Raw genomic sequence first — 24,036 nt, 5'->3', positions numbered from 1 at the left:
GGTGGGATGTATCGTTTCTTACATAAAAAATATCCGCATCAGATCCGTGCGGTTATCGAGGAATTAACAACTGCATTACCATGTACGGGGAATCCCCTATTCAAAATTTGCAAAATGCAAAAAGGGGTAAAACATACAAAACGATATACAACCTTATATATATCTATCCATTCGGACTTCTTATGCTCGAAAGAATCGGGAGAAGAACAACACAGGGATCCATTTACACCAAAAGCTACCTATGCTCGTAAAGCGAAATTTATCGAAGCAGTTCTACAAGAGATGAATGTCGGTGAACTGTCTGCAGACATGAATAAATTCATTCATGTCTTAAAGTATACCTGCCATCGTCAAATTCGTAGTGTGATTCGCGGACTACGTGACATGGTTGATCGCAAAGAAGGATACCCTACAAAACTCGTATATACATTGAAAAAACTATTACATCAAACATCTCAATATCAAATCCTTGAAACAGCAGCGAAAGAAGGTATCTACCCTCTTATTGCGCAACATATACCAAAAGAGAGAAATAGTGACCGAGAACAAGCTGTCTTTAATTTCGGTTTACATTATTCTATGTACTCTCTTCACAACATTAAGAAGATGTTTAAAAATGTACATGCACTACTGAAGCAGAAGTTTGCAGTACCAGTGACGGAAGAATCGTATCACCGTAATTATCTAAAATACCAGGAAGAAACGTTATTTAGAAAATATGCATACGATCAAGGTGTGAATCTCCATGCATATATCGCTTTAGAAATTGAAATGCGTGAAAAATTAAAAGCTCTTGGCCATAAAGAACGCACAATTCCAAGTGATGTACGTGAATGGTTTATCGAAGCAATTGATAAGCTACCGCAAGAGCAGCTGCGCGTGATTGAGCTACCAAAACAGTTTCGTTTACTAGAGTTTATGCGCACCTTTGAAAGCTTAGTACGTAGTGGTGTATCCATAACAACTCCAGATCAGGTACTAAACGCAATGGAAATAAAATAATAGTAATGAGCTCTCTATTTTGAAAAAATCAAAAGTAGAGGGCTATTCGTGTTTGTTTGATTAGTAATCTCTTCCTACTACTCTATTTATAAATAATAAATCGAAAGGACTTCATGTAAAATGGAGTCTTTTTTTATGCAATTCTATACAAATTTGATTCTATCAATATATAACTCTCCACATAACACTAGGGAGTATTCTTCTAATGTATTAAAACCTATCTCATAATATCTACAAAAAATCAAAAGGAAAATGATAAAAATAGTGAATATGAGGACAAACTTCATCGAATGTGAATATAATCTTTCTAAAATTATTGTAATTACTGGTATTGTTGTATCTATCTAATAAAAATCATCAATAATAATGTGAGTTATGTGTAAATACTGAGTAATGTTAACAAATAGCTGCCTAATCTGAATGAAATGTGGATAATTAGACGAGTAATACCATCTACATCACCAAAATAAGTAAAAATATATCTATTTACGGGGGTGAATATATATAATGTGGTTAGTATCAAATTCTTTTCGATTTCATGTAGAAATATAGTATTTTCTTTTTGCTTTTTTGTAGAATTGAAAGTCTTATAATCCTTGAATCTACGAAGACATTTTCTACTATTTATGATTTTTTATGTTCTAACATCAAATCTTTCTTTGTGAGAGTAAGTCTATTCCCTATTTTTAATAACCTATAAAAGTTTTATCTTTATTTCTTTTTAATATATAAGATATATATTTATAATAGATTTTTATATTATTAATGTTTTTGTTAATAATATCTCAAATATAATAGATAGAGGTTCACTTATTATTATAATTTATGCTCCTTTACAATTTAATTATAAAAAGACATTGAACAAAATAGTTCAATGTCTTCTCTACTTTTATAGATTTGTGTACTCAAAGTACAATTTTTCAGGTTTTCCATGTATGTTAATTTCATTTTGATATACAGAAACTAATTGCTGTGATATCTCAACGCGCTCTGTATAGGATAATGAAGCAACTGATTCTATTTTTTCTTTAATGTCATTAGGAAGAACTGAGTAAGATAAGCTATCCATCTTACTCCCTAATTTACTATTTGTAGCAGCTGCATAATAAATTTCGGTAATTAAGACCGTATTATCATCTGGATCATACATATATCCTCGGTTAACTGTAATCATATTGTAGTGCTCCTCTCAGGTTTTCGTTTTTTATTTCTTGTGCTTTTAGCATTGCAACAAGTACCCTATTTCTATATAAATTCCCTATTTGTTAATTTTCATATTCCATTCTGTATTTAGTTTACTATAAATTAGTAATCAATCTTTTTCTTTGCTGCCAAATTCAAAAACCTTTAACAATAGTGATCCTCAATAATACCCATATTAGCTCTACTACAGTAAAAGGGATGATAGTAAATTTCCCCTTATTCCATATGTCTTGTAATGTTTTTAATACTACATATCCATTATGCATAACTTTAATTTGTTCGGATGTACTTAACTTTTGAACGTTTAAGTATTGCACACAATTGCAACCATGGCTTGTTTCCATTAAATAATAACCTACTGCTACATAAGATTTACGAGAATAAATGACTCTCATATTCTTCTTATGTTATACTTTGTAAAATTCCATATGATCTCTCCTCTAAATTAAACAAAAAAAGTACAAATTATGTGCTTTTTTCATTTAGCATATTATTAGCCCAAAAGGTCTATATACAAGTGATTCCTAACTTGAAGACAATACAAAAAGGGCTTCTTCAAGTCGATTAAATATGTGCATAGCAAAATAAGCTATATACACTAATCGGCTCAAAGAAGCCCTTTCAAAATTGAAACAAGACGCAACTTGCTTCTACAACTCAACCACAACACAAAAAGGTGTGGGAATAAACGGAATCAAATAAACAATAACTATAGTTTTATATTAATCTATTTTAATATGATATTCAATTGCTTTTAATTGAACGAAGATAAGAAGGAATTTTCTATGCAGATATTATATGTATTAAATAATAGTGCTCCTGTTTCGCCTGCTAAAAATCCCTTCTTATTTTCGGCTCTGGATGTTACTTCATGTACTGCATTTCAAAATAAAGTTTTTCTGGCTTTTGATTTTCGGCTAAATAGCAAAGTATTTCTTGAATGTTTTCTTCTTCTACTTCCATACTTTCCATATAAGACATACTTTCGTTTTCTTGGACCTTTTCGAAAATAGAAGCAGGTATTTTGTCTGCAGCAAACACACTCATTTTACTCCCTAGCTTTTGTTCGGTTGCAGCGTTGTAGAAAATTTCGTTTACAATTACCTCATTATCATCTGGATCGTACATGTATCCTCTTTGTATACGTAGCAATGTAGTGCTCCTTTCTTGTATATCCCTTCAATAAAATATTTATATTCATATATATTGTTATTCCGGGAGAAGGTGTCAAAGAATATTATTTCGTAAAATCCGTACTTTGTATAGAGGTAGATACCGGATAATTAGTTTTCTCAAGGTATTTTTGAGTATATTGTTTTTAGAACCCTAAATGTTTTTGATGAAAAGGTTATCTACTGCCAATTTGAAATGGTAATTATGACATTCTATTTTCTTTTTATTTGCATATATTAAAATAATGAATGCAAATAATATTTTATGTAAGTATAGGAGGATTTATGAAAATATACAAAATTATTACTGCTATTATGTGTTTTGTAGTATTAGCAGCGTGTTCAGTATCTAAAGAAGAATATATTGAAGCAATAGCAACGGTAGGACATGAATCAAGTGAAGAGATGGAGAAAGCGACTGACAAATCTCTATCATTTAATGAGAGAAAAGAACATGCTGAAAAAGCTATTTCCATCATTAATAAAACTCAAAAAATAAACGCTCCTTCTGAATTTAAAGAAGCACATGAAGACTATAAAAAATACTCTAAAATGTTAATTAATGAAATTAATAAAATGCCAGAATTAACTAGTAAATCAACCAATATGTATGATAACACTAGCGAAAAAGATTTAGATAAAATGTTTAACTACTCAAATTCCTTTGAGGAAAAATTAGGTGAAAATGCACGAAACAAACTGTATGAAAAAAATAGAGATTATAGACGTGTTACTAAAGAAGAATATATATCGATTGTCTCTAAGGAATTAAAAGCATTTCTTGCTTGCTTTAAAGATGATAAACCATTTGCAAAAGATAAAAAATCTGTACAAGCTCTTATGAGACAAGCCCAGGAGCATCTTGATAAAGTGTTAACTGCAATTCCGCCTAAAGAATTAGAAGAAGAAGAAAAAATATTTAGAAAAGCTGGGGTGAAATTAAGGGAGGCTACAGATATACTTTATTTGGATCCCACTTTGGAAGAAGAAGATACACTAGATAAGTTTACTAGTCTATATCACGAGGGTATACAGTTACATAATGAATTTATGGATAAACTACTTAAAAAGGTTTAGCCTACATTACAAAATTCTAAAGCTTATATAAGAAAACTAGCCACCCCTTAAGAGTGCAGGGGTGGCTTAGTTTGTTATGAATAATTTTGTATTTAATTGTTTAATATCCCCTTCTGCAAGAGGTTGATAAAAAGCATGCTGTAATCCTTCTAAATGCAATGTTTCTCCTATACATAGCAATACTTTACCAGGAATTAAATCGAGTAGTAGTTCATTATTAATTTGCTTTGCTTGTTTTTTAGTAGAAACATAAATAACTAGGATTGTAGGGTTATTCCCTAAATCTTTCATGATAACATCCTTACCTGACTCTACGAAATCTCTCCATCTAGCGATAATTCGTTTTAAGCGTTCCTTTTTATCTGTTAATAAGGTGGAGTATACAACAAAATTAAACTCTTGATTTACGTCACCCTGCACAGCAAAACTTAAAGGAGGGGTAAAAACCCCTTTACTAATAGATGGATGCATAATATGCCCTATAAAGGATGGAGCATAACGCAGGTGGCATAGTAAGTCTATATCATGCCAATAGCGTAGATGAACATATTTACCGTGATTATCAAGACGTTCTGGAGAAAAGAAGAACATATTACCTTGCCAGTATTTTAATAGCTTATAACCATTATCGGATAACGTATATGTTTCTTCAAAGATCTCCATATCAAAGCTCTCAACTTGCCATTTTTCAATTAGACGATAGTAAAGTAATCCTTGAAGTGCATCATTTATTTTCTTACGTGAATATTTGTTCTTGAATAAATATAATAAATGATTAAATCGAACAGATGTATGAACACCAATGAAAGTGAGTATGGCGTACTGTTCTTCTGTCAAACGCTGCTTAAATTTAACTAATTCCTCATAAGAATGGAAAACATAGGATTTATCCAGTTCATGTATTCGATATATTTGAAATCCCTGTACATCCTCACTTGATAAATGAGGAATAGATGGGACATAGGTAGACAATTGTTTCTCTATTGTACGCATAGTCATTCATTAAAATTGATAAATTGACGAATTAGATTTTTTACTTTGTCCTTGCGGGTAATTTAGGATACGCACAGTTCCTTTTCTATTTTTGGCATCGATATTAAGCAGCTCGCATGTAACAATCGTTTGGTTTATTGCATCTTCCGCAGTTGGATTGGCTAGATTACGGCTCTTTAGTCCTTTAAATTGAATACCTGGCGCAACTTCTACGAAAATCCCAGCTATTGCATCTACCCCTACTATTTTACCGACAAAGCGGTCACGGCGTTTCTTTAGTTCTAATAGTTTTTCCATTGGATCTGTTTCTAGTTTCTTTTTATTTCCTCTAAATTCATAACGATCATTTTTTTCTACTACTTTATCGATGATAAGCTCTACAACATCACCAATTACAATATCCTCTGGACGTACAAATGAATGTGACCATTGAGAGTACCTTACCCCTACCGTTACACCATGAACTTCAACTAAAACGGTTTGTGCAGATGGAATATGACCTGAAACAGTTCCTGTATACACTTTTGTTCCCTCTTGTGCTGTTACTTCTTCATATAATCTTTTTTGAAGTGCTAATTCCCCTGCTGTGATAGATACAACGGCAAAGTTACCTTCTTCAGTTTTCTGGAAGTGTTCAATAATAACAGGCTTTGTCGTACCTACTAGCCATTGCGGATTTTTAGGAATACTTATACCCGCCTCTGTAATTGGGCAATATGCGGTTGTATGAGTACCAATTTGCATTGTAAGCACTTGTATACGCTCAGACGTTCCATTTTTAGTCGGGAATAGCTTTTCGGATACGACTGTAATCAAACCTTTTCCTACAGTACGCTCACGTTTCATACGAGCCAATTCTTCTAATTCATGCTCACGTACTCGCTCGAATTGATTGAAGCGTATTTCTTCTGGCTTGTTGCCTGGTGTGTTTTCTGGTTCAAAAACCATTCCAAGTTCTTCTACAGCTTGAGTGTTTGTTTTACTTTCTGTCATTATATTTTCCTCCTAGAACGCAAAAAAGGACACACCTGTACCGTTGGGATGGTACGTAAGGTGTGTCCTTCACGTAAAATATGTTTTATTTATATAGTTGTTAATTTAAATATAATGTTATTTATTGATTTGTGCAAGTGTTATGTAGTTTTAATTCAAATATTTTTGAATAACTTCTCATAAGATTTATTTTAAAATGATATATTAAAATTATTATATACAGAAATAATAATGGTAAAATGGACTAATATGTACTAAGGAGGTTACAAAATGGAAACACATTTACAACAATTATTGAGTTATTACGAGGAGCAAATTAGTAATTCAAAGTTATTTAGTAAGGTAAAATTCAATGTTTTAATTTGTTTATCATTAATAATTCTACTATTTTTCACTAGTATTTTAGGAGGGAACACATTTAAGAACTATTTAGTGATAATGATAATAACAATTACAACTGTTTTCTCTGTTGCCCGCTTAACATATAGGGTTGAAGAAAAGTTAGGGAATTTGAAAGGCTTGAAATTTAAAAATAAGATTGGCATATGTATGTCTTTTGCTGTAGATACCAAGTTTTTAGTGACTTTAAATGAATCAAAATCAATTAGAGAAGAAAAAATAATTAAATTACGTCAATATTTTCAAGAAAAAGGATTTTATACTGAAACCCATTTGAAGGTCTTTATGGATATCTTAGAAAAAGAATATCAAAATCGGTTTAATATATCTCGTTTATCTTTACTTATAAGTATCCTAATTCCTTTATGTACGTACTATATTCAAACAATACTTAATTTTAAAGATGTTAAAATTAATATTAATAATGCTGGACATATTTTTATGCTAAACTTTATTTTTATAGAGATTGCCGTTATTATGTCTTTGGTTTATATTTTTACTAGTTATATGTTAGCAGCTTTAAAGTCTATATTTTTATTAGTATATCCTGTAAGGAAATATGAAGTGTTAGATTTAACAAGCTTAGTTAGAGAATTATACCTTGAATGTTACATAGAAGAAAATCAAAATAAGGAAATTTCAACTATACGTGGATTTGTAGAAACAGACTAAATATTAATATGAGAATGAATTATAATTGTTCATCAAAAGTAAAAAGTCAATTCTATTACATAAGGGAATTGACTTTTTATTTTTAATTCATGGATATATGTGTGGAATGAAAGGAATTTAAAAACTAGATTTTTAAGTCTTTCATAACTTGTTCTTATGAGAATTTAAACTTAGAATAAGGCTAGAGCATAGATATTCTAAAGTAAAGAATTTATTAATCAAAAAAATCATCCAACGCCTTACTCATTACGTTAGACGTTTTTTTCTTTGACTGTTCATTTTTGTTAAGTAGAGACTGCGTAGTACGATTTTTATTTTTTGGTTGATCTTTTAAACGCTCTTGGCATTCTTTATAACTCATACGCTTATATTCATGCTTCTCTTCATTACTTCTCTCGTTCTCTATCATTCTTTTTTCTAAATTTTGGTGAACAGTAAGGCTGATAGAATCGTAAACTTTTGCAACTTCTTCTTCAAGCTTATTTTCTTCAATTTGATTAACCTTGTTTGTAACTGGAACCTCATTGATTTCTGCATCCCCTATTATTGTAATTGGAAGTCTATCTGCTGGGAATTCCTCTAGGAATGATTTAGTCTCATCAGCAATCTCGGAATGAATGATAGAATCTTTATTCCACCCTTGTTCTGGCGTAGTAATAGATAATTCTTTATTTATTTCAGCTACCTCCACGTTTATTTCATGGTATTCTTCCATAAGGGGTAATTCTATATCTATGGTTTCCTCAATATCTTCTTCTATGACTATATCTGTTATTTTAGGACTTACACTTTCTATTGATATTTCTTCTGATACTGGTAGCTCGTCATTTCGTTGTAAGGCGTCTATTAACCTCGAGGCACGTGTATAACTTATTTTAAAATTGTCCTGCAGTATAGATGTAGACGTGGTACCAGCTTCTTTTACAAAAGCTAGAACATCGTCATATAGAATATCTTTAAAGAAACTGGTTTCCTCTTGCAAGGCGTCTTTGTCTTCTCCTGAAATGGATACTTTTTGTGAAATAACATTCTCTATACTTGTATCAGATGAATGGGTAGTTTTAATATCCAATTCTCTTGGTAATATTGGCATACTATTATCATTTGAAATCAAAACTTTACGAGGGCCATTCCCTGCATAAGAGCTTACAACTTGATGTTGTTCTAACTTCTCAATAAATTGTGCAGCCTTCATATAGCTAATCTTAAACTTTCTTTGCAGAAAGGCTGGAGAGACTTGTTGAGATTCAATAACGAATCCTTTAATTTCTTCATACAATTTATCTTCAGATTCTTCTTCATCAACCGCTGTCTGTTGGCTGACAACTGCAGAATCATTAGAAGAGGTTTTACTTTCAGATTTAGGTTCTCTATAATTCTCCAATGCTACAATGTGTTGTTGATCACCCTGTAATTTTATTGGTATATCCTGCGCCATTTCCTCATTTTGCATAGGTAGTAAAGGTTCAATTTCTTTCACATTCTCTGTATCTACATGCTTCATAGGATTTGCTTTGACGATAGATTCATTAATAAGGCGAAGACGTTCATTTTCCCAATATCGTCCTATTTCCATATCTACTTGAATAACTGCTTGGGCAAATTCTTCTTTTGGTACAAAGTTACTTGTAATTTGTTGCACGGGTTGCACATGATTGTCTTGTACAACACGAGCAGCACAAATGAACGCACCTTGTGCCATGATATCTCCTGGTGACATTACCACATCTTTTGCCTTTTGATAGGTTGATCCTAAACGACTAACAGGGTTCTCCTGCATAGGAGAAATACCTTGTTCAGATTCAGATTCTTTAAATTCCTCTTTCTCACCAAACATGTCAGAGAAGATTTTTGCGTCATATGGTGTTACATCTCCAAATATCATTTTATTACGGAATGAGCCCAGTAAGGTAAACATATACTGCTCTGTGAAGTCGAGAGCTAATTGAGATAGCGTTTGGCTGGCAATTGTTAAAATCACTTTATATTTACGAGATTGTGCAGGGAATTCTTTAAATGGCCGCACAACATAATCCGGAAACTCATCGACAATAATGTGATGGTAAGGTGAGACGTTCGGTTCTCTACGGAATACCGCATTCTGCATACTTAGCAATACAAATTTTCCTAATACGTTTGAAAGGTCTGCTAATTCTCCTTTTGCCGTATTGACTAACAAAATCCCACCTTGCTCTAAGTGAACATCAAAGTCAAAATCAGACTTACCAAATAGAACACGTCGTATCAACACGTTTGAAGCAAGGTCTTTTAAAATATTGCGTAGCCCCTTTACATATTCTTCTTCCCTGTCATAATGCATCGGTTGTCCGCGGTATTTCCCTGACTTATAAACTGCTGGTTCTCCTTGGAAATCTGTTTTTTCACGAATCGTATTATCGAACCATTCATCAATACCTTTTATAATTTTATATTCATTTTTTTGGTCACGTGAAGCAGCCTCATTTTGAACAAAATCATATAACTTTTCCACTTGTCCCTTTAACAGTTTATGCATACGATGGACACGTTCTACATCATCATACATCTCAATTAAGTCGTCAAAGGTTACATCTTTTTGGGGGTTGTGTAATTTTAACAAATAGATATGCTGCTTAAGGTGGTTACGCTGTGCCTGTTCAAAGAATGCATTGTTAGATTCAGACAAACCTTGAATAACCATTGCGAAAACCTCTGCTACTTTATCAACTGGTCCCCGCAAAATGTTTATATTTTTGGTATCAGGATTAGTTGGATCGATATAGTAAACCGAGCTTGCGGGGATTTTATGTGCTTGTACTAATTTAAATACTTTTTGACATAAATCATTACTCGGTTCAATTACAGTGACACCATTTAAAAATGTTCCTTTTACTTCTTCTGTATCATAATCGTTTTTTTTATATGCAGTTTCAAACTTATTTATGAAACGTACCATCCAGTGCAAATCTTGATTTATCATAGGAATAATTAAACTTGATGTTTTACCAGAACCAATCGGACCAATAATAATTCCATTTAGCGTTCTATCTTTCCCCTTAATACGAACCATCTCTTTATGCTCAATATGAGGTCCAATTTCTATATCAGGATATACTTGTTCTTCTTGGCTATTAAACCATTTTTGTAACTTGTGATTTTTATATTCGTATTTTTGTACCCATCTTAATATTTCTTCTCGGTAACGAACAATATGTCCACTATACCAAAGTGTAAACAAAATCATAAATACTGTAGGTAAAAATACAAAAATCAAAGTAAGTGTGTGGAAATTCCCTGTTAAGACATGACCTATTGCCTCATACTCACCAAAATTAACATGTTTTGATTTATCCGTGAGATAAGGAATAACCTTTGCATGGATTGGAGCAGTTGCAAACCATAAAAATTGGATATCAACCGCAATGTGAGAGGCAATTAAAAGTAACAGCTTTCCATTTTTGACATGTAAAGCAGGAATACGGCTATAAAACCTAAAACTGAATTCTCCTAATAACAAAGAGAAGAACATTAAAATAAGCGGTATATATGTAATTTCTATAGGATAAGAAGGTGGTTCAAATGCATAGTAGAGTAACTTTATGTAGTTTACTAAACCGAATCCGAATGAAAGAATAAATCCAATAATTAAGGTGATTGTAGTAAATAACGGTAATCGTTGTTTAAATGTCTCCATAGAAGCTCACCTACTGCTTACAGATATAGTCGAGCTTTATGATGGAATGTAAAGCGATCATTGAATTCTGGTTGGAATAGTTCCTTTGATTTTTCGAGAAAGAATTTTGCTGCATCTTCAGTTTGCTTTAAATATAAATCAATACTATCTCTTTCACAGAGCTGGTTATATTCCTCCTGAGAAAGTACCGCAATATTTACTTCTATCTTTTTATTCGTTGCTGTTTCAATGATTACATCATACCAATAGTAATTTGGTTTTCCTGGGATCTGGATATCTTGTAGGGAAACACTAAACGCTGCCCCCTCTTCTGTCATATGTTTGAGGACTAGTTCAGGGTTTTTAAACGCTTCTCTAGAAGAGAGCACTCCCCCGGTAATAGTAGTTGCATATTGTAAATCCATTTTGAATTTCCACCTTTCTCCATATAAAAAAAGGCAAGCGACACCCACTGTAAAAACAGCGTGTGTCGCTTGCCTTAATTTCATATGCTCTGATTTGATTGTAGTTTTGAGTGTTTAGTTCAAACGTTATTCTATCACCTTAAATAATAAAAATCAATATAATTGTATACAATTATATAAAAAATAAACGATTAATATAATTCTACAAGTTTACGTCTTTTTGGATGAATGTTATTTGCAGTACGTGCCATAATCTGTTCATCTGCGTCGATAGTAACATCTTCATTTTGGAGGGATAGCAGTAATACGTTGTCATAAGTGTCCATTAAAAGTATATCTCTAGCCTTTTTACGCTTTGGATAGATCACAACAAGGGGCACTCCCTCATCACCTTCTCTTCTTGAAAACACAACATCGTCTAGTCTAGCAATCAGGCGGTAATCATTTTCATTCCCAAAAATAAAGAAGAAATCTTGCATGGTATCTTTATCGCTTTTATACGTTCGTCTAAGACCACCATCTATTGTTTCTTTAAAGGTTTGAACTTTTTCAACAAATGCATAACGCCAATCGGCATCGCCTACTGTACGTTGAGATAAAGGTAAAAGAATATCTTGTTCAAAGTTTTGATTATCATCTATTCCTAGAATGATATCTGAAATAACATCTCCACCTTCTTTCAAAGAGCAGATGTGCATATTTAGATTTGGTAGATTCATTAAAAGTTCATGGTACTCCCGCATAGAAAATAAGAGATTTTTCATACGTACGTATGGTGGTTCTGCATCTTCTGCAAGGAACATCGACTTGTCATACATAACAAAAACTACAGTTATATTCTCATTGGTTTTTTGAGCATATTCAATATATTTCCCCACTTTTTCAACTAAGGTAGCATTGGTTTCTTTGCACATATCCATTTCAATGTAAATATTTTTGTCTTTATATGAAATGTGTTCATCAGGAATTAAGAGTAAACCTGCACCTTCAATTTCTGTTTTCTTTTGTTTTTGATGATATGAGCGAATATCTAACTCGCATAATATCTTATTCGTATTGGTCTTTTTCGACACTTCTAAAAGTGTGCGTACTAATATTTCTCGTGAGCAGAGTGTATGTAGTGAGGTTGAAGAAGAATATCTACGTTTTGAAGATCCTGCAGGAATCCTTCCTAACTCTTGAAGGTAATCAACCATTCTATCTTTTAAGGAGAATGTCGCACGTCTAGTTATACTATCATCTCTTTTATCAATTTTTTTAGTCAGGATAGCACCATATTTTGAAAAACGATTAAGTTTTGTAAACACACTATCCTCAGAAAAATCTCTACCCTCGAATGCACAATAAAGCTGAGTAATTTGTCGTGTAGTAAGATGCCTTTTGTAATATAAAAATGTGAATACAAATATATCGGCCTCTTTTAAACGAAAAGATTTCTGAGTACCTTTGCTTGTATATTTATACGTTGTACTTTTCATTATATGCAACTCCATAACTCGAATTTATTTTCAATAAATAACAACCATTTCTATATATCTTATTACAGCGAAATTTTGTTGTAAATTATTAAAAATTAAAACTGAATTTGCGCTATTCTAGATACTAAAACTCGTACGCTGAAGTTTGGATCATTTCTCTCTCTAATAAATTGCTAAAAACATTGATTTATATAGTCTTTTGGTTCTTAAAAAATTGTTAGGACGAAAGACATGTTTTAACCGAACAATTTTTTAAGGGTTAAGTATTGGAATAGAATTATTAGGACGGCCTAACAATTTATTTAAGCAATCACATTATATAATGCTGTGTTAAACATGCAGAAAATATAATAGATATCTTATTGGTTCATTGTAGTTTTTTATTGCTATTGAAATAGAAAAAGACCGACAAAAATTATATTTGTCGGTCTTTTGTTTAGAATGATAATTTCTTCTTTGCTGGTTGTGAATCGTCAGTAACTTCTACTTCAGGTTCAGCACCAAAATTCAATTTTTTCTTTTTTGGTTTTTCTTCTTGTACTGAATCATCAAATGCAAAAAGTTTATTTAAAACAGCATTTGATTTCTTAGAATTAGCTTGCTCACGTTCTTCTTTAATTCTAGTAATCTCATCAATAATATCACTTACACGTTTGGGCAATGGTAGTCCTGCAACAACTGAATAGAATTTCACTATATCCTCTTCTTTTTTTGTTGTATGTTTATTAATATATGGAGCTATAGGACGTTCATCTACATATGGAGTTCTTTCTTTTAAGAAATTTTCCATTTGGTTAAGGAATGAGAAGTTATATAATCGCCCTGCTCGCAGCGGTGATGTAACGATAGAAAGTGCGCTCTTTTTAGCACTTTCCAGCTCTTCTCTTTCTGTATCGTATAAAACGCCTTTTTCTAGTGCGTCCCCTAATTGAGTCAAGTAACCTAGCGGGTTTTCAGTGTCTAATTGATTTGATTTTAGTTCTAGTTTTGCTAATGATAAAACGCCTGGTGTATTAATTACTTGAGCAAATTCACTAGCATCAAAATGTGTATCTGAAAACGGTGTAAATGATGAAGTAACTAGGTTAATCTCATGTAATGCATCAGCAATATATTTGTTACTATAGCTAGTATATTCGTTTGCTAAAGCACTTGGATTTTCCTCTTCAAATTTTCTATATAGTTTAGCGTTATCTATTAATACAATTGAACCAAAAGCTTCTTGGTTCATAGCAATACTACGAATGCGTGAAGTTGCGTTTTCTAATACTTTTAAAGCCTCCGCATCACGTGGTAAAGTCAGTAATAATCCAAAATTGTAATCATGTTCATATAGCATTTCAATTGCCTTTAATAGAGCTCCAGTTCCTGTTCCTCCACCAAGACCACACGTAATCCAAATAAAATCACGATCTTCAAATTCCTGTTTTATCGCTTCGAAAATCTTTGTTTCATGCTTTACAAATGCTTCCTCACCAACCTGTGGATTACGAGCTGCACCTTGTTCATATCCTTCTAACTGTATTTTGCGAACGTTTCCTGTATTTTTAATCTCAATTTTATTAAAATCTTGACTATTTGTATTAACAAGAATCGCGCGATATGGGTATTTGTTATTTTTAATTTGAGTTTCTTTATTTGCGCACTCTGCTGCGATTGCGCAACCACCCATACCTAGTCCTAAGAATCCAAATTTCAAACTAATATTTCCTTGGCTTTCGATTTCTGAAAAATTGCCTGCCATATGTATATCCTCCTCAAGTATATATTTTAGTTGTTTTTCTCAACTCGTTTTTCCAATTCCTTAATTAAAACATTTCCTAGATCTGTTACGTCATAAATTCGAACACGTCCTATTGCTTTGAAAGATATTAACCCTGCTCCTTCAAGTCTTGCAGTCATAATATCCAAAGCATATCGCGATGGAAGTATTTTTTTACCCTCATAATCTTTTTCATTCTCAATTTGATATTCTTTATGATATTGGTTGATATAATCCCATAACTTTTCTTTGTTCATTGCACCCTCGGCGTATAGCACACGTAAAGCCCAAATCCCATCATTTAAATTCTTACAAAGTACATCGATAATCTCACTACTACTCATTGATATATTAGACAATAATTTCACACCACCTTTAATAAATAATAAATTTTATCTATAGATACAAAAAGTCAAGATAATCATACAGAATTTAATACCGTTATAAAAGCCGTAGATACTTCGGTATATATTTCCGAAGTATTGTATGTATTAACTATAATACATCTAGGAGTGATAATCAAGAACCTTATTAAATCAACACTTTAAATACTTCCGTAATAATTACCGCAATTAATATTTTTATAGTTACGTATTTATTACGGTAATAAATACTGGAATGAATACGTAATAATTATCAAAGATGCATCTTAATAAGTGAAAATTTATGTTGAATTTTCAGCTCGATCCACAGCATTTTGATGTGATTTTTTACATAATCAAGTGTTAATCGCAATCACCCGATTAATCACCGCTCGATAACGTAGGTATTATTCGTATGTATCTAAATAAATGAGCAGTGAACGATTGAGTGATCAAGTGAAAAAACTCATGATATTTTATGTAATCTACAAAGGGGTTCTTTTAGTTTCTATAGAATTTTTATATAATGTATTATAGGACAGGCATCATATAGTTAGGTGGTGAGCAAATGATTGATGAACAGTTAAGCGATGGTTATTATCGCGTATCTGAAGTAGCAACCATGCTTGATATTCCTGAAAGTACTCTTCGTAGATGGTTGAATGATTTTGATGAGTACTTGAACATAAAAAAAGAACGCCAACTTAAATATGTTCATGAGGATAGTATTGATACAGTAAAAAAGATTAAACATTATTATTCTGAGTCAAAGAAAAAGCACGAAATTGTTGGGCTTTTAGATATGGATCCTACGGTTATTCGTAATGTTTATGCTGAAGATGTTGACGGTGATGGTGAACCAAAAGAAACTTCATTAGTTAAAGCACAACAGGTCAATCCAGACTTTATAGAAGCTTTGACGGAAAAAATTACTGAGGAAGTTACAGCTAAAGTGACTGAAGAATTAACAAAACAAAATATGGAATTCTTCGCTGCGGTGGCTAAACAAAGTCAGGATAATTTCGATAGAATCAATAAGCGATTAGAGGAACGTGACGAAAAATTAATGAGTACTATACGATTAATTCAAGAACAAAAAAGCGCTAATACTCAGCGACAAGAGAATACTGAACAAAAAGGCGGCTTTTTCTCTAAGCTTTTTGGAAAAAAATAAAAAGACTATCATTTTGATAGTCTTTTTATTTTGATTATCCTTAATATCATTTCTAAAGCTTAGTTCATTGATAAACAATATGATTCATTTACAACTATTCTTTTAAACTATAATAATCATAGCACTTAGATATATTTTGCCTTGTTATTTTACTATACAAAGAGTTTTCTAATTTTATTTCTTCCGATCTTTAAAATCGGTATACTTTTTATACTCTTTTTCAACTACGCCCTTATACCATTTATTATCACTTTCAGATCTAGATGGTTTATTGTTATATTCATTAATGTCTCCGTCTGCACTTAGCCATTGAGGATTTTTATAAGCATATTTATAGATGAATTGTCTGGCTTCTTTTAATGAATTAAACTCACCTAAATGTAACTTAGGTTTCGCAACTGTGTATCCATATACGAAATAAGTTGTACCTTGTTCCCCTAAAGTTTCGAAAAAGGTTTTGGCATCAAATCAATTTTCTCCATTTATATCCTCCTATACAATATCAATAGTTTTATTCTATCTAATTAATAGTAGTAAACTATTTTTATATTAATTATAAAAATAGTTTACTAAGCAAGCGTTTAATAGAAATGCACAGTTTATTCTTATCCAAAATTTACATCTACACTCAACCAATCAACTAATCACCGGTCATTTGCCTCAAAAAACTATACGAGTGACTGGTGATTAATCGACTAATCGTGACTAGGTTTGATACAATAAAATCAATCAATCAATCACCGCTCAACCTGTATAAAAGATAGTGGTATTTAAATGCGGTTGACTGGTGATTAATCGATTGATTAAAGATAAGAAGTGATGAAAAGTACACAAGTGGTGCCTTGATGATGAGATTTGTGTTAATTGAGCGGCAATCAGGTAGTTGATCAATGGGTATTTAAGTTATTTTCACTTATAGTGCATTGGTTTTTGATTGAGTGACGCTCAACGAGGTGTTTGAGTAGTGGTTATTTATCTATAGTCATTTAGCAAAGGTCATACTTTTAAAAAAATCACCTTGCAACCATGGAAAAAACTATATATGATGTAGTTAATTTAATAATTTGTATTTTTATAGATAAAGATTAAATTATAATAATATATTTATATAATTTAAAAATAAAATATAATAAAGCAAAAAAAGGTTCCTCAGCCCAATGAAATAGCGCCAACTACTTCATTGTGGTATACCGCACCAATATCCCAAAAGAAATGTGTCCAGGAACTGCGGTAAACAAAGCCAATAAACCTTTTTATTTTGCATGAAATTATAAGATAATTTTACTGTATCTTATGTATTTGTGCAACTTAAAAAGGGGATTTCTTGCGTATTTTTAGGCATTGTTTACCGTTGTTATACAAGTATTACTTTTTTAGAAAGTAGTATTTTTGTATCCGTGGTATGACAGTGCCTTTTTCTGCTCTTTCGAAAGGAGTTAGCAACATTATGCATACGCAAATGGCTTTTTCCCAACAGAACTTTAAAGTTCATGGGGTTAAATTTTTTGATGGGCTATTAAACATCGTAAAACTAGAAAATGAAAGAAAAGAGTTACCATCTTCAGCTTTAGCTACTTACATCTTGCTTCACTTTGAATGCAATGATATAGGAATGCTACCACGTGAATTTCAAATAATGGATCTTGCTAAGAAAAGCGGGATTCCCTACACAACAATTTATACAGGGTTTCAAGTTTGTTTGGAGCGTAGACTCGTAAAAGAAACACCTGTTGGAAATCGTACTGTATATGAAATTGTAGATTATGCGCTGTATAACCACACTACTGCAGAAACTGCAAATATGACAGGTATATCGCTATCGTATTTTCGTATTCCATTTCACCTAATTCAAACAACGATAATGAGTAGTCTAGTAAAGGCTCGTGATAATAGAGGAATTATATTCCTTTTAGATTTAATCAATACTTTTTCAAGAAAAGTGGGTATGGAACATTATAAACATAAAATTGAGGAGTTTCAGATTACAAGAAAGATGGCTTTCTTAAAAGAGAGATTAAATCGTAATGCAAAGAAAGTAAGACAATACATAGAAATTATTAACCCCATTGTGCAATTTACTGCAATTGATTCTAAAGAGAAGAAATCTAATGAAACAAGAATTACAAGTGTAAGAAAACAGGTAAAACAAATCATCATTGAGAAGTTCAACGTGGTATTTTCTTCGAACTGCGTAATTGAGAATGATAAAAAAGAATTACATAGACCATTAGCAAAGTGCAGAAAAGAAGCGGTGTCTCGCTTAAAACACATGGGACAGGCGTTAAGAAAAAAAGATAAAGAAAATATAATGACCGCATTTAGACAAGAGATTGGTGATATCGCGATCTACTTACCAACAAAACAAAAACAAAGTGAATTACTAATTTATGCAATGACTTATGCATTAGATCAAGTTGAAAGTTGTATGAAAGAGCAAGAAATATTCTCTATTCCAGCATTTATGCGGGTACAGTTTAGGGAATCGTGGATGTATTTTAAGGAAAAAAGCTTGTCTGTAGAAGAAAGACACGATGCAATGATAACTTATTTTAAGAAAAATGGTGTCTATCCGGACTTCATCTGATTTTTCAAAAAAAATATATAGCTACCCTTGTTAAAAAATCACTTAATAACAAGGGTTATTTGGCATGTTCTTTACTTTGAAGACATGCTTTTTTATTTAGGAAAATATATGTATGGTCATTTTTACGAAAGTATATAATCGGTTTATGCAATATTCGGATATGATTCAGTATGTTTATAATTCGATTCAATACTTGTGGTTATCTTAGTAATATTATTCTAGACTTGTGAATTCTGAGTAATATGGTATTTAACTTCTTAATTTGTGATTTCTATGATATAGAACTTGTATGTATTGGGGATATTACGATAGAGAATTTAGGTTAATATCAAGGAACGTATGTAATACAAGGCTTTAGAGGCACTTGCTGAATCTCTTTATAATTAATAATTGAGTTTAGTTATATATATTTCTTGTTGTTTGTATATAACATACTTGTGATTATTTATATTTAATTACTTGTATTTTTTTAGATTAAATACATAGAAAAATAGAAAGAAGGAATAAATATAAGGTTCCAAGGGGTTAATTCATCTATTGACTTTTAAAATTCATAGAGGTATTCTTATACGTGAACAACAATTGACTAAGAGAAATATATAAATTAATAGATTTAATTTCTAGCTAAACGGACACACCGAAGGCACATAACCTGCCATCGGTGTGTCTTTTTTTGTATAAATAACAAGAAAAAGGGAGAATTTGAAACTATGAACGAAATTGTGAACATGAGTAAAGAACGATTTACAAAGTATTGTGAGGACAATGCAGCATTTGAAGAGGATATTAGTCGTATTATTAATCACTACTTTTTATTACTAGGGAATAAGGCAAATATCTTACAGGAAAGAGAATTTAATAACGAAATTGAAGAAAAAACGTTTAAAAATAATGTGAAACGTTTTGAAACTCTATTCCCTGCAGCTGTTAAGAATGCATTTTTAAAAGGATATCAATTATGCCTTGAGTTTATAAATCATCCTGAAACACAAATTCCTGAGAATCTATATACTGATCCGAATTTTATAAAAGATATTCCTTTTGCCTTAGCAAATGCATCTGAATATGAATTGTATGAAATCATTCGTACAGATGAAACACAGGAATTTAGTGTGTTTGCTATCCGAACATATGAGGGGATTCGTCCATTGCTAGAACAAGTATTTTGCGAAGTTGCATTCACTGGTGCTGAATATGCTTTTGAACATGAGCGATTAGAAAAAGGGCTTGAATTAAAGAAAGGTAATAGTACCTCGTTAACCAAAGTTCCTGTAGATCGTCTTTTTGCAATTACACCTTCTGTAAATGGAGTTGTTGTGCATGCGGAAGAACATTGCGAGATTTGGAATTTAAATTGGAATAGCAAAGTAACAATTGATAATCCTTTTATTGAGCTTGCTGAGGTTACATTCATTTATCAAACAAAAGATATGATGCAAAAAAATATTGAAGATGGTGTTTTATACTACAGCATTCTTTATCTTGATACACCTTTACATGAGATACAAGATCGATTAGAAATACGAGTAAAACTAAATTCTGATTTTGGGACTCCACGTCTAATGGAACAAGTTGAAATAGAGTATATTCTGAATGAGATTATTGGGAAGGTTCATCTTGAGGCACAAATTCCAATTGAAAACATGATATTAATCCAACGTTAGAGTTTGTAGGAGGTTAACTATGGGAAAAAAAATCGTTTTAGCTATTAGCGATACTGTATATACGGCATATTTACGTGAGGATTTTATTGGTGCGGGATTTGAAGTAGCTGATAGTGATGTGATGCATATCAAGTATCTAGATGAAATTCTAGATACAGAACAGCCCGATATTCTATGTATTAATGACAAACGATTAAATATTGATGCGGGACATGAAGAGAAACGTGAATTGATTATTTTACAGAAACTAAGAGATATTCGCTTTAATCGAGATATTCGTATTGTGGTATTTACAGAGCGTGAAAATGATGATGAGTTTTTGGCGAAACTGATTTATCTAGGTATCTATGACATTTTTAACTCTCGTAAAATTGATATTGATAATAAAGTCATCCCGCAGCTGCTACAGGAGTCGGATATTAAAAATGTAGCAGAAATTGTAGGAGCAAGTCAGGCACCACGACAAACAAAATTGCCCGAAGTTCCTGTTGATGAGGAAGAAGAGGAAGTATCAAGTGAATTAGAGAAAGGTGGCAACAAAGAACCTTCCTCTAATTCCAACAAACTATTTAAAAACAAACAAAAGCGTAAGTCTGTTCCAGATGATACGCCAAAAGCACCTATTATAAAAAAACAGTATAAATTGGCTTTTGAGCCGGTATATGAAAAACAAATAGGTATTGCTATTCCGAGAAGAACAATTGTTGTGGCCAGCATGAATAGGAGAAGTGGTGCAACTTTTGTTTCACATCTTTTAGCTGCTTACTTAAATGAACTACAGATTGATGTGAATTATATAGAGAATCTATATGATGATGGATATACGTATCCTTTATTAAAGGGATATACAGAAGCACCAGAAAACTATCGTAGTGAATTTATGTTGCAGCGGTATAAAGAGATGTTACAGAAGGAATCTGATATATTATCAATTCCAAAATGGAAGCAAGGAAGAATAAATTATATCGTAAAGAATCCTATAGTGGACCAAGAGCTGAAAAACAAAACAGAGCAGGACTTTGACCATTTTATTAAGGTATTATTGGCTAACCAAGAAGCGCCTATATCTATTATTGATGCGGGGTACGATTGGGATAAAGATTTATACCATGAAATATGCGAAATGGCAGATTTTATTTTCTTTGTAGCGGAACCAGATCTGCATCAATTGTTAAAGATAGCGCATCCTCTTACACAAAAGGAGAGAAAGCTTGTTTCTTATTTAGCTTTAGAGAAAACGAGAATCATTGGGAATAAGTTTTCTCCTGCACTTTTAAAACATGAAGTAGTAGAAGAATGTTTTGGAGATAAGGTATTAACTGCTTTAGCATCATATGAGATAGAGGATGTATTTGAATCTCAATTAAATAGTAGTACGTTACTATCTAGTCGGAACTATTATAAAGAGCTTGAAGGAATAATGAAGGAAATAGCAGAGTTATTGCTGCCAAACCAATTGTTGAACCAAAAGAAAAGTTCCATTTTAAGTGGATTTCGATTTCGGAAGTCTGAAAATTAAGGAGGGGTGAAGAAAGATGCAAAAATTTATTATAGGTGCCGCCTCATTATTATTATTTGTTGGTTGTTTATTCTTAATGACAGATCTGATTATTGGAGATACAACACACACAGATAATAAGTCTGCATTAGAACGTGCTGGAAGTACAGCAATGGATAAAGCCGTAAAAGTAGGTGTTTTACGAGCACAAGAAGAAATTGCTATTGACACAGAAATCGCAAAGAAAGAATTTGAAAAGTCTTATAAACAAAATGCAACATTTAAGGATCCTGCATCAAAACGAGAGTTTTCTGCACATGCCGTACAAGAGCAACCTGCAATGATTGCCGTTGAAGGAGATGCCGAAGCTGCTAGTTATACTAAACAATTTGAGGAAAAGAAAGGCAGCATTAAGAGTAACGCAAAACACATATTTATTTATGAAGCAGATTCTGATAATAAGAAAGCTGGAGGAAACGTGAAATAAATAAAAAAAGTAGGTGTGTAAGAAATGCAAAATACAGTAACAACAGCGCTTTTTCTAACGCTTTCTTTATTGTTGATAACTCTTATACCAGAAGGTGTACTGTATGGAATGCAGTTAGTAAAGGCACATGATTTTGCTTCTAGTACAGTAGAGTTAGCAGAACAAACAGGTGGTTTTCAGTACACATATGAAGGGAAAAACGTAAATCTAATTCCTGATATAGAGAAGAAAATGAAAGAGCAGAATATGGATGGATGGAAATATGAATATACTAAAGGGCGCGTAGATCATAATCAGCCATTAAATTTTAAGATAAAAGCTGAACATCACTTCTTTATTTTTAAAATGATAGGGATTGATAGTGTGAAAGCACCAATATGGGCTAACAAAGATGGAATGGGACAAATCTATTTCCGTTGAAAATATCAATATGTATAAAAAGAGGTAAAAACTATGCTGAAAAGTATAGTTTTTTTACTAGAAATAAACATTTATAAATAAATATATAAAAATACTTTACAAGCCTATTTTCATATGGTAATATTTTCCATATAGAACAGCGGTTATAAAAAAACCGCTAATTCATAAATTTGTATGTTAAATTATGTGGATTTTATATTTAAATTCGGTACAATAAAGGAATCTATAAAAAAACTAATATACTTGGAGGAACAAACAATGGCTAACAAATTTTTAAAAACAGCAACAGCATTAACAATTATGGGTACATCATTACTAGGAGCAGGAGCATTTACTGCTAAGGCTGATAACACAGACTCATTAAAATTCAATGATGTTCCAGCAAATCACTGGTCTACAAAAGCAATTTATGATTTAACAAACCGTAAAGTAGTGCAAGGGTACGGAAATAATATCTTTGGCTTTGGTGATAATGTAACTCGTGGGCAAGTTGCTCGTATGATTTATATGTACGTAAAACCAGCAGATGCAGATGCTAGCTTCAAAAATCCGTTTACTGATATTAAAGGACATTTGTTTGAAAAAGAAATCTTAGCACTTGCTAAAGCAGGACTTGTGAATGGATTTGGTGATGGGAAGTATGGTCCAGATGATATTTTAACTCGTGAACAAATGGCGCAAGTACTTACAAATGCTTTTAAATTTAAGGCAACGAAAACAACAAAATTTGCAGATGTTGATAAAAATTCTTGGTCTTACGGTGCAATTAGTGCATTAGAGGAAAATGGAGTTACTATTGGTACAGGAGGTAATATGTACTCACCATATACACATGTAACCCGTGAACAATATAGCCAGTTCTTATATAACTCTATTAATGCAGTTGAAAAAGAAACAAAACCAGAAGAAAAACCAGAAGTGAAGCCAGATCCAAAACCTGAAACAAAACCAGAAGAAAAACCAGAAGTGAAGCCAGATCCAAAACCTGAAACAAAACCAGAAGAAAAACCAGAAGTGAA

At 32.1% G+C, this 24,036-nt stretch carries 18 protein-coding genes and 2 pseudogenes; 10 read left to right on the top strand and 10 right to left on the bottom strand.

Annotated elements, in window-relative coordinates; genetic code table 11:
• Positions 1 to 1,002, top strand: a pseudogene (locus tag H6481_RS26885) (hypothetical protein); the annotation flags it as partial.
• A gap of 889 nt (positions 1,003 to 1,891) precedes the next feature.
• Here the strand turns inward: H6481_RS26885 and H6481_RS26880 are convergent.
• Both H6481_RS26880 and H6481_RS26875 read right to left on the bottom strand, forming a co-directional pair.
• The gene (locus tag H6481_RS26880) at positions 1,892 to 2,176 is read right to left on the bottom strand and encodes a hypothetical protein (protein ID WP_182813680.1); all 285 of its coding nucleotides are present in this window, start codon (positions 2,174 to 2,176) and stop codon (positions 1,892 to 1,894) included.
• An 893-nt stretch (positions 2,177 to 3,069) separates the two neighbouring features.
• The gene (locus tag H6481_RS26875) at positions 3,070 to 3,357 is read right to left on the bottom strand and encodes a hypothetical protein (protein WP_182813678.1); all 288 of its coding nucleotides are present in this window, start codon (positions 3,355 to 3,357) and stop codon (positions 3,070 to 3,072) included.
• 305 nt (positions 3,358 to 3,662) lie between these two features.
• Here H6481_RS26875 and H6481_RS26870 point away from each other — a divergent pair, with 305 nt between their 5' ends.
• Positions 3,663 to 4,454 (top strand): hypothetical protein, encoded by a 792-nt coding sequence (locus tag H6481_RS26870; RefSeq protein WP_182813676.1) that lies wholly within the window; start codon positions 3,663 to 3,665, stop codon positions 4,452 to 4,454.
• A 66-nt stretch (positions 4,455 to 4,520) separates the two neighbouring features.
• On the opposite strand, the gene H6481_RS26865 is transcribed toward H6481_RS26870, so the two are convergent.
• Complete coding sequence (locus tag H6481_RS26865; RefSeq protein ID WP_182813674.1) at positions 4,521 to 5,447, bottom strand: hypothetical protein; 927 nt, start codon at positions 5,445 to 5,447, stop codon at positions 4,521 to 4,523.
• Positions 5,448 to 5,456: 9 nt separating this feature from the next.
• On the bottom strand, positions 5,457 to 6,440 hold the full coding sequence (locus H6481_RS26860) for an RNA-binding protein (RefSeq protein ID WP_182813672.1): 984 nt from the start codon (positions 6,438 to 6,440) through the stop codon (positions 5,457 to 5,459).
• 270 nt (positions 6,441 to 6,710) lie between these two features.
• On the opposite strand from H6481_RS26860, the gene H6481_RS26855 reads away from it, so the two are divergent.
• Positions 6,711 to 7,511 carry a hypothetical protein gene (locus H6481_RS26855; protein ID WP_182813670.1) on the top strand — a complete coding sequence of 267 codons (801 nt, stop codon included), beginning with the start codon at positions 6,711 to 6,713 and terminating at the stop codon, positions 7,509 to 7,511.
• 214 nt (positions 7,512 to 7,725) lie between these two features.
• Here H6481_RS26855 and H6481_RS26850 read toward each other — a convergent pair whose 3' ends face one another.
• From H6481_RS26850 to H6481_RS26830, 5 genes are all read right to left on the bottom strand, one after another.
• On the bottom strand, positions 7,726 to 11,184 hold the full coding sequence (locus tag H6481_RS26850; RefSeq protein WP_182813668.1) for a DNA translocase FtsK: 3,459 nt from the start codon (positions 11,182 to 11,184) through the stop codon (positions 7,726 to 7,728).
• A gap of 17 nt (positions 11,185 to 11,201) precedes the next feature.
• The gene (locus H6481_RS26845; protein WP_182813666.1) at positions 11,202 to 11,588 is read right to left on the bottom strand and encodes a hypothetical protein; all 387 of its coding nucleotides are present in this window, start codon (positions 11,586 to 11,588) and stop codon (positions 11,202 to 11,204) included.
• 191 nt (positions 11,589 to 11,779) lie between these two features.
• Positions 11,780 to 13,066, bottom strand: coding sequence for a replication-relaxation family protein (locus tag H6481_RS26840; protein ID WP_182813665.1), 1,287 nt, complete (start codon positions 13,064 to 13,066; stop codon positions 11,780 to 11,782).
• 436 nt (positions 13,067 to 13,502) lie between these two features.
• Positions 13,503 to 14,810: a plasmid replication protein RepX gene (repX, locus tag H6481_RS26835; protein WP_182813663.1), complete on the bottom strand. Its 1,308-nt coding sequence runs from the start codon at positions 14,808 to 14,810 to the stop codon at positions 13,503 to 13,505.
• 26 nt (positions 14,811 to 14,836) lie between these two features.
• On the bottom strand, positions 14,837 to 15,172 hold the full coding sequence (locus tag H6481_RS26830; protein WP_182813684.1) for a cell division protein FtsZ: 336 nt from the start codon (positions 15,170 to 15,172) through the stop codon (positions 14,837 to 14,839).
• A gap of 586 nt (positions 15,173 to 15,758) precedes the next feature.
• Between H6481_RS26830 and H6481_RS26825 the strand changes: the two genes are divergently transcribed.
• Entirely contained in the window at positions 15,759 to 16,364 is a 606-nt protein-coding gene (locus H6481_RS26825) for a MerR family transcriptional regulator (RefSeq protein ID WP_182813661.1), read from the top strand.
• Positions 16,365 to 16,538: 174 nt separating this feature from the next.
• On the opposite strand, the pseudogene H6481_RS29025 reads toward H6481_RS26825, so the two are convergent.
• Positions 16,539 to 16,846: pseudogene (locus H6481_RS29025) on the bottom strand (hypothetical protein).
• A 965-nt stretch (positions 16,847 to 17,811) separates the two neighbouring features.
• On the opposite strand from H6481_RS29025, the gene H6481_RS26820 reads away from it, so the two are divergent.
• From H6481_RS26820 to H6481_RS26795, 6 genes are all read left to right on the top strand, one after another.
• Positions 17,812 to 18,948, top strand: coding sequence for a hypothetical protein (locus H6481_RS26820; RefSeq protein ID WP_182813659.1), 1,137 nt, complete (start codon positions 17,812 to 17,814; stop codon positions 18,946 to 18,948).
• Between the two features lie 710 nt (positions 18,949 to 19,658).
• Positions 19,659 to 20,612: a hypothetical protein gene (locus H6481_RS26815; RefSeq protein WP_182813658.1), complete on the top strand. Its 954-nt coding sequence runs from the start codon at positions 19,659 to 19,661 to the stop codon at positions 20,610 to 20,612.
• Between the two features lie 19 nt (positions 20,613 to 20,631).
• Complete coding sequence (locus tag H6481_RS26810; RefSeq protein WP_182813657.1) at positions 20,632 to 22,131, top strand: hypothetical protein; 1,500 nt, start codon at positions 20,632 to 20,634, stop codon at positions 22,129 to 22,131.
• Positions 22,132 to 22,147: 16 nt separating this feature from the next.
• Positions 22,148 to 22,597: a hypothetical protein gene (locus tag H6481_RS26805; protein WP_182813655.1), complete on the top strand. Its 450-nt coding sequence runs from the start codon at positions 22,148 to 22,150 to the stop codon at positions 22,595 to 22,597.
• Positions 22,598 to 22,621: 24 nt separating this feature from the next.
• A complete protein-coding gene (locus H6481_RS26800) occupies positions 22,622 to 23,017 on the top strand; it encodes a DUF4320 family protein (protein ID WP_001181745.1) in 396 nt (131 codons plus the stop codon).
• A 195-nt stretch (positions 23,018 to 23,212) separates the two neighbouring features.
• Positions 23,213 to 24,036, top strand: an 824-nt coding sequence (locus tag H6481_RS26795) for an S-layer homology domain-containing protein (protein ID WP_182813682.1), incomplete at its 3' end; no start/stop codon positions are given.

The organism is Bacillus sp. ME78 (assembly GCF_903970865.1).
Classification (GTDB): Bacteria; Bacillota; Bacilli; order Bacillales; family Bacillaceae_G; genus Bacillus_A; species Bacillus_A cereus.
The sequence above is the reverse complement of the archived record's forward strand: the minus strand, read 5'-3'. Positions and strand labels throughout refer to the sequence as shown.

What these genes read in the sequence shown, in the direction of transcription:
- H6481_RS26860 (WP_182813672.1), bottom strand. Translation starts at nt 6,440, where the DNA reads ATGACAGAAAGTAAAACAAACACTCAAGCTGTAGAAGAACTTGGAATG.
- H6481_RS26845 (WP_182813666.1), bottom strand. Translation starts at nt 11,588, where the DNA reads ATGGATTTACAATATGCAACTACTATTACCGGGGGAGTGCTCTCTTCT.
- H6481_RS26850 (WP_182813668.1), bottom strand. Translation starts at nt 11,184, where the DNA reads ATGGAGACATTTAAACAACGATTACCGTTATTTACTACAATCACCTTA.
- H6481_RS26880 (WP_182813680.1), bottom strand. Translation starts at nt 2,176, where the DNA reads ATGATTACAGTTAACCGAGGATATATGTATGATCCAGATGATAATACG.
- H6481_RS26865 (WP_182813674.1), bottom strand. Translation starts at nt 5,447, where the DNA reads ATGCGTACAATAGAGAAACAATTGTCTACCTATGTCCCATCTATTCCT.
- H6481_RS26855 (WP_182813670.1), top strand. Translation starts at nt 6,711, where the DNA reads ATGGAAACACATTTACAACAATTATTGAGTTATTACGAGGAGCAAATT.
- H6481_RS26820 (WP_182813659.1), top strand. Translation starts at nt 17,812, where the DNA reads ATGCATACGCAAATGGCTTTTTCCCAACAGAACTTTAAAGTTCATGGG.
- repX (WP_182813663.1), bottom strand. Translation starts at nt 14,810, where the DNA reads ATGGCAGGCAATTTTTCAGAAATCGAAAGCCAAGGAAATATTAGTTTG.
- H6481_RS26815 (WP_182813658.1), top strand. Translation starts at nt 19,659, where the DNA reads ATGAACGAAATTGTGAACATGAGTAAAGAACGATTTACAAAGTATTGT.
- H6481_RS26805 (WP_182813655.1), top strand. Translation starts at nt 22,148, where the DNA reads ATGCAAAAATTTATTATAGGTGCCGCCTCATTATTATTATTTGTTGGT.
- H6481_RS26800 (WP_001181745.1), top strand. Translation starts at nt 22,622, where the DNA reads ATGCAAAATACAGTAACAACAGCGCTTTTTCTAACGCTTTCTTTATTG.
- H6481_RS26840 (WP_182813665.1), bottom strand. Translation starts at nt 13,066, where the DNA reads ATGAAAAGTACAACGTATAAATATACAAGCAAAGGTACTCAGAAATCT.
- H6481_RS26830 (WP_182813684.1), bottom strand. Translation starts at nt 15,172, where the DNA reads ATGAGTAGTAGTGAGATTATCGATGTACTTTGTAAGAATTTAAATGAT.
- H6481_RS26810 (WP_182813657.1), top strand. Translation starts at nt 20,632, where the DNA reads ATGGGAAAAAAAATCGTTTTAGCTATTAGCGATACTGTATATACGGCA.
- H6481_RS26870 (WP_182813676.1), top strand. Translation starts at nt 3,663, where the DNA reads ATGAAAATATACAAAATTATTACTGCTATTATGTGTTTTGTAGTATTA.
- H6481_RS26825 (WP_182813661.1), top strand. Translation starts at nt 15,759, where the DNA reads ATGATTGATGAACAGTTAAGCGATGGTTATTATCGCGTATCTGAAGTA.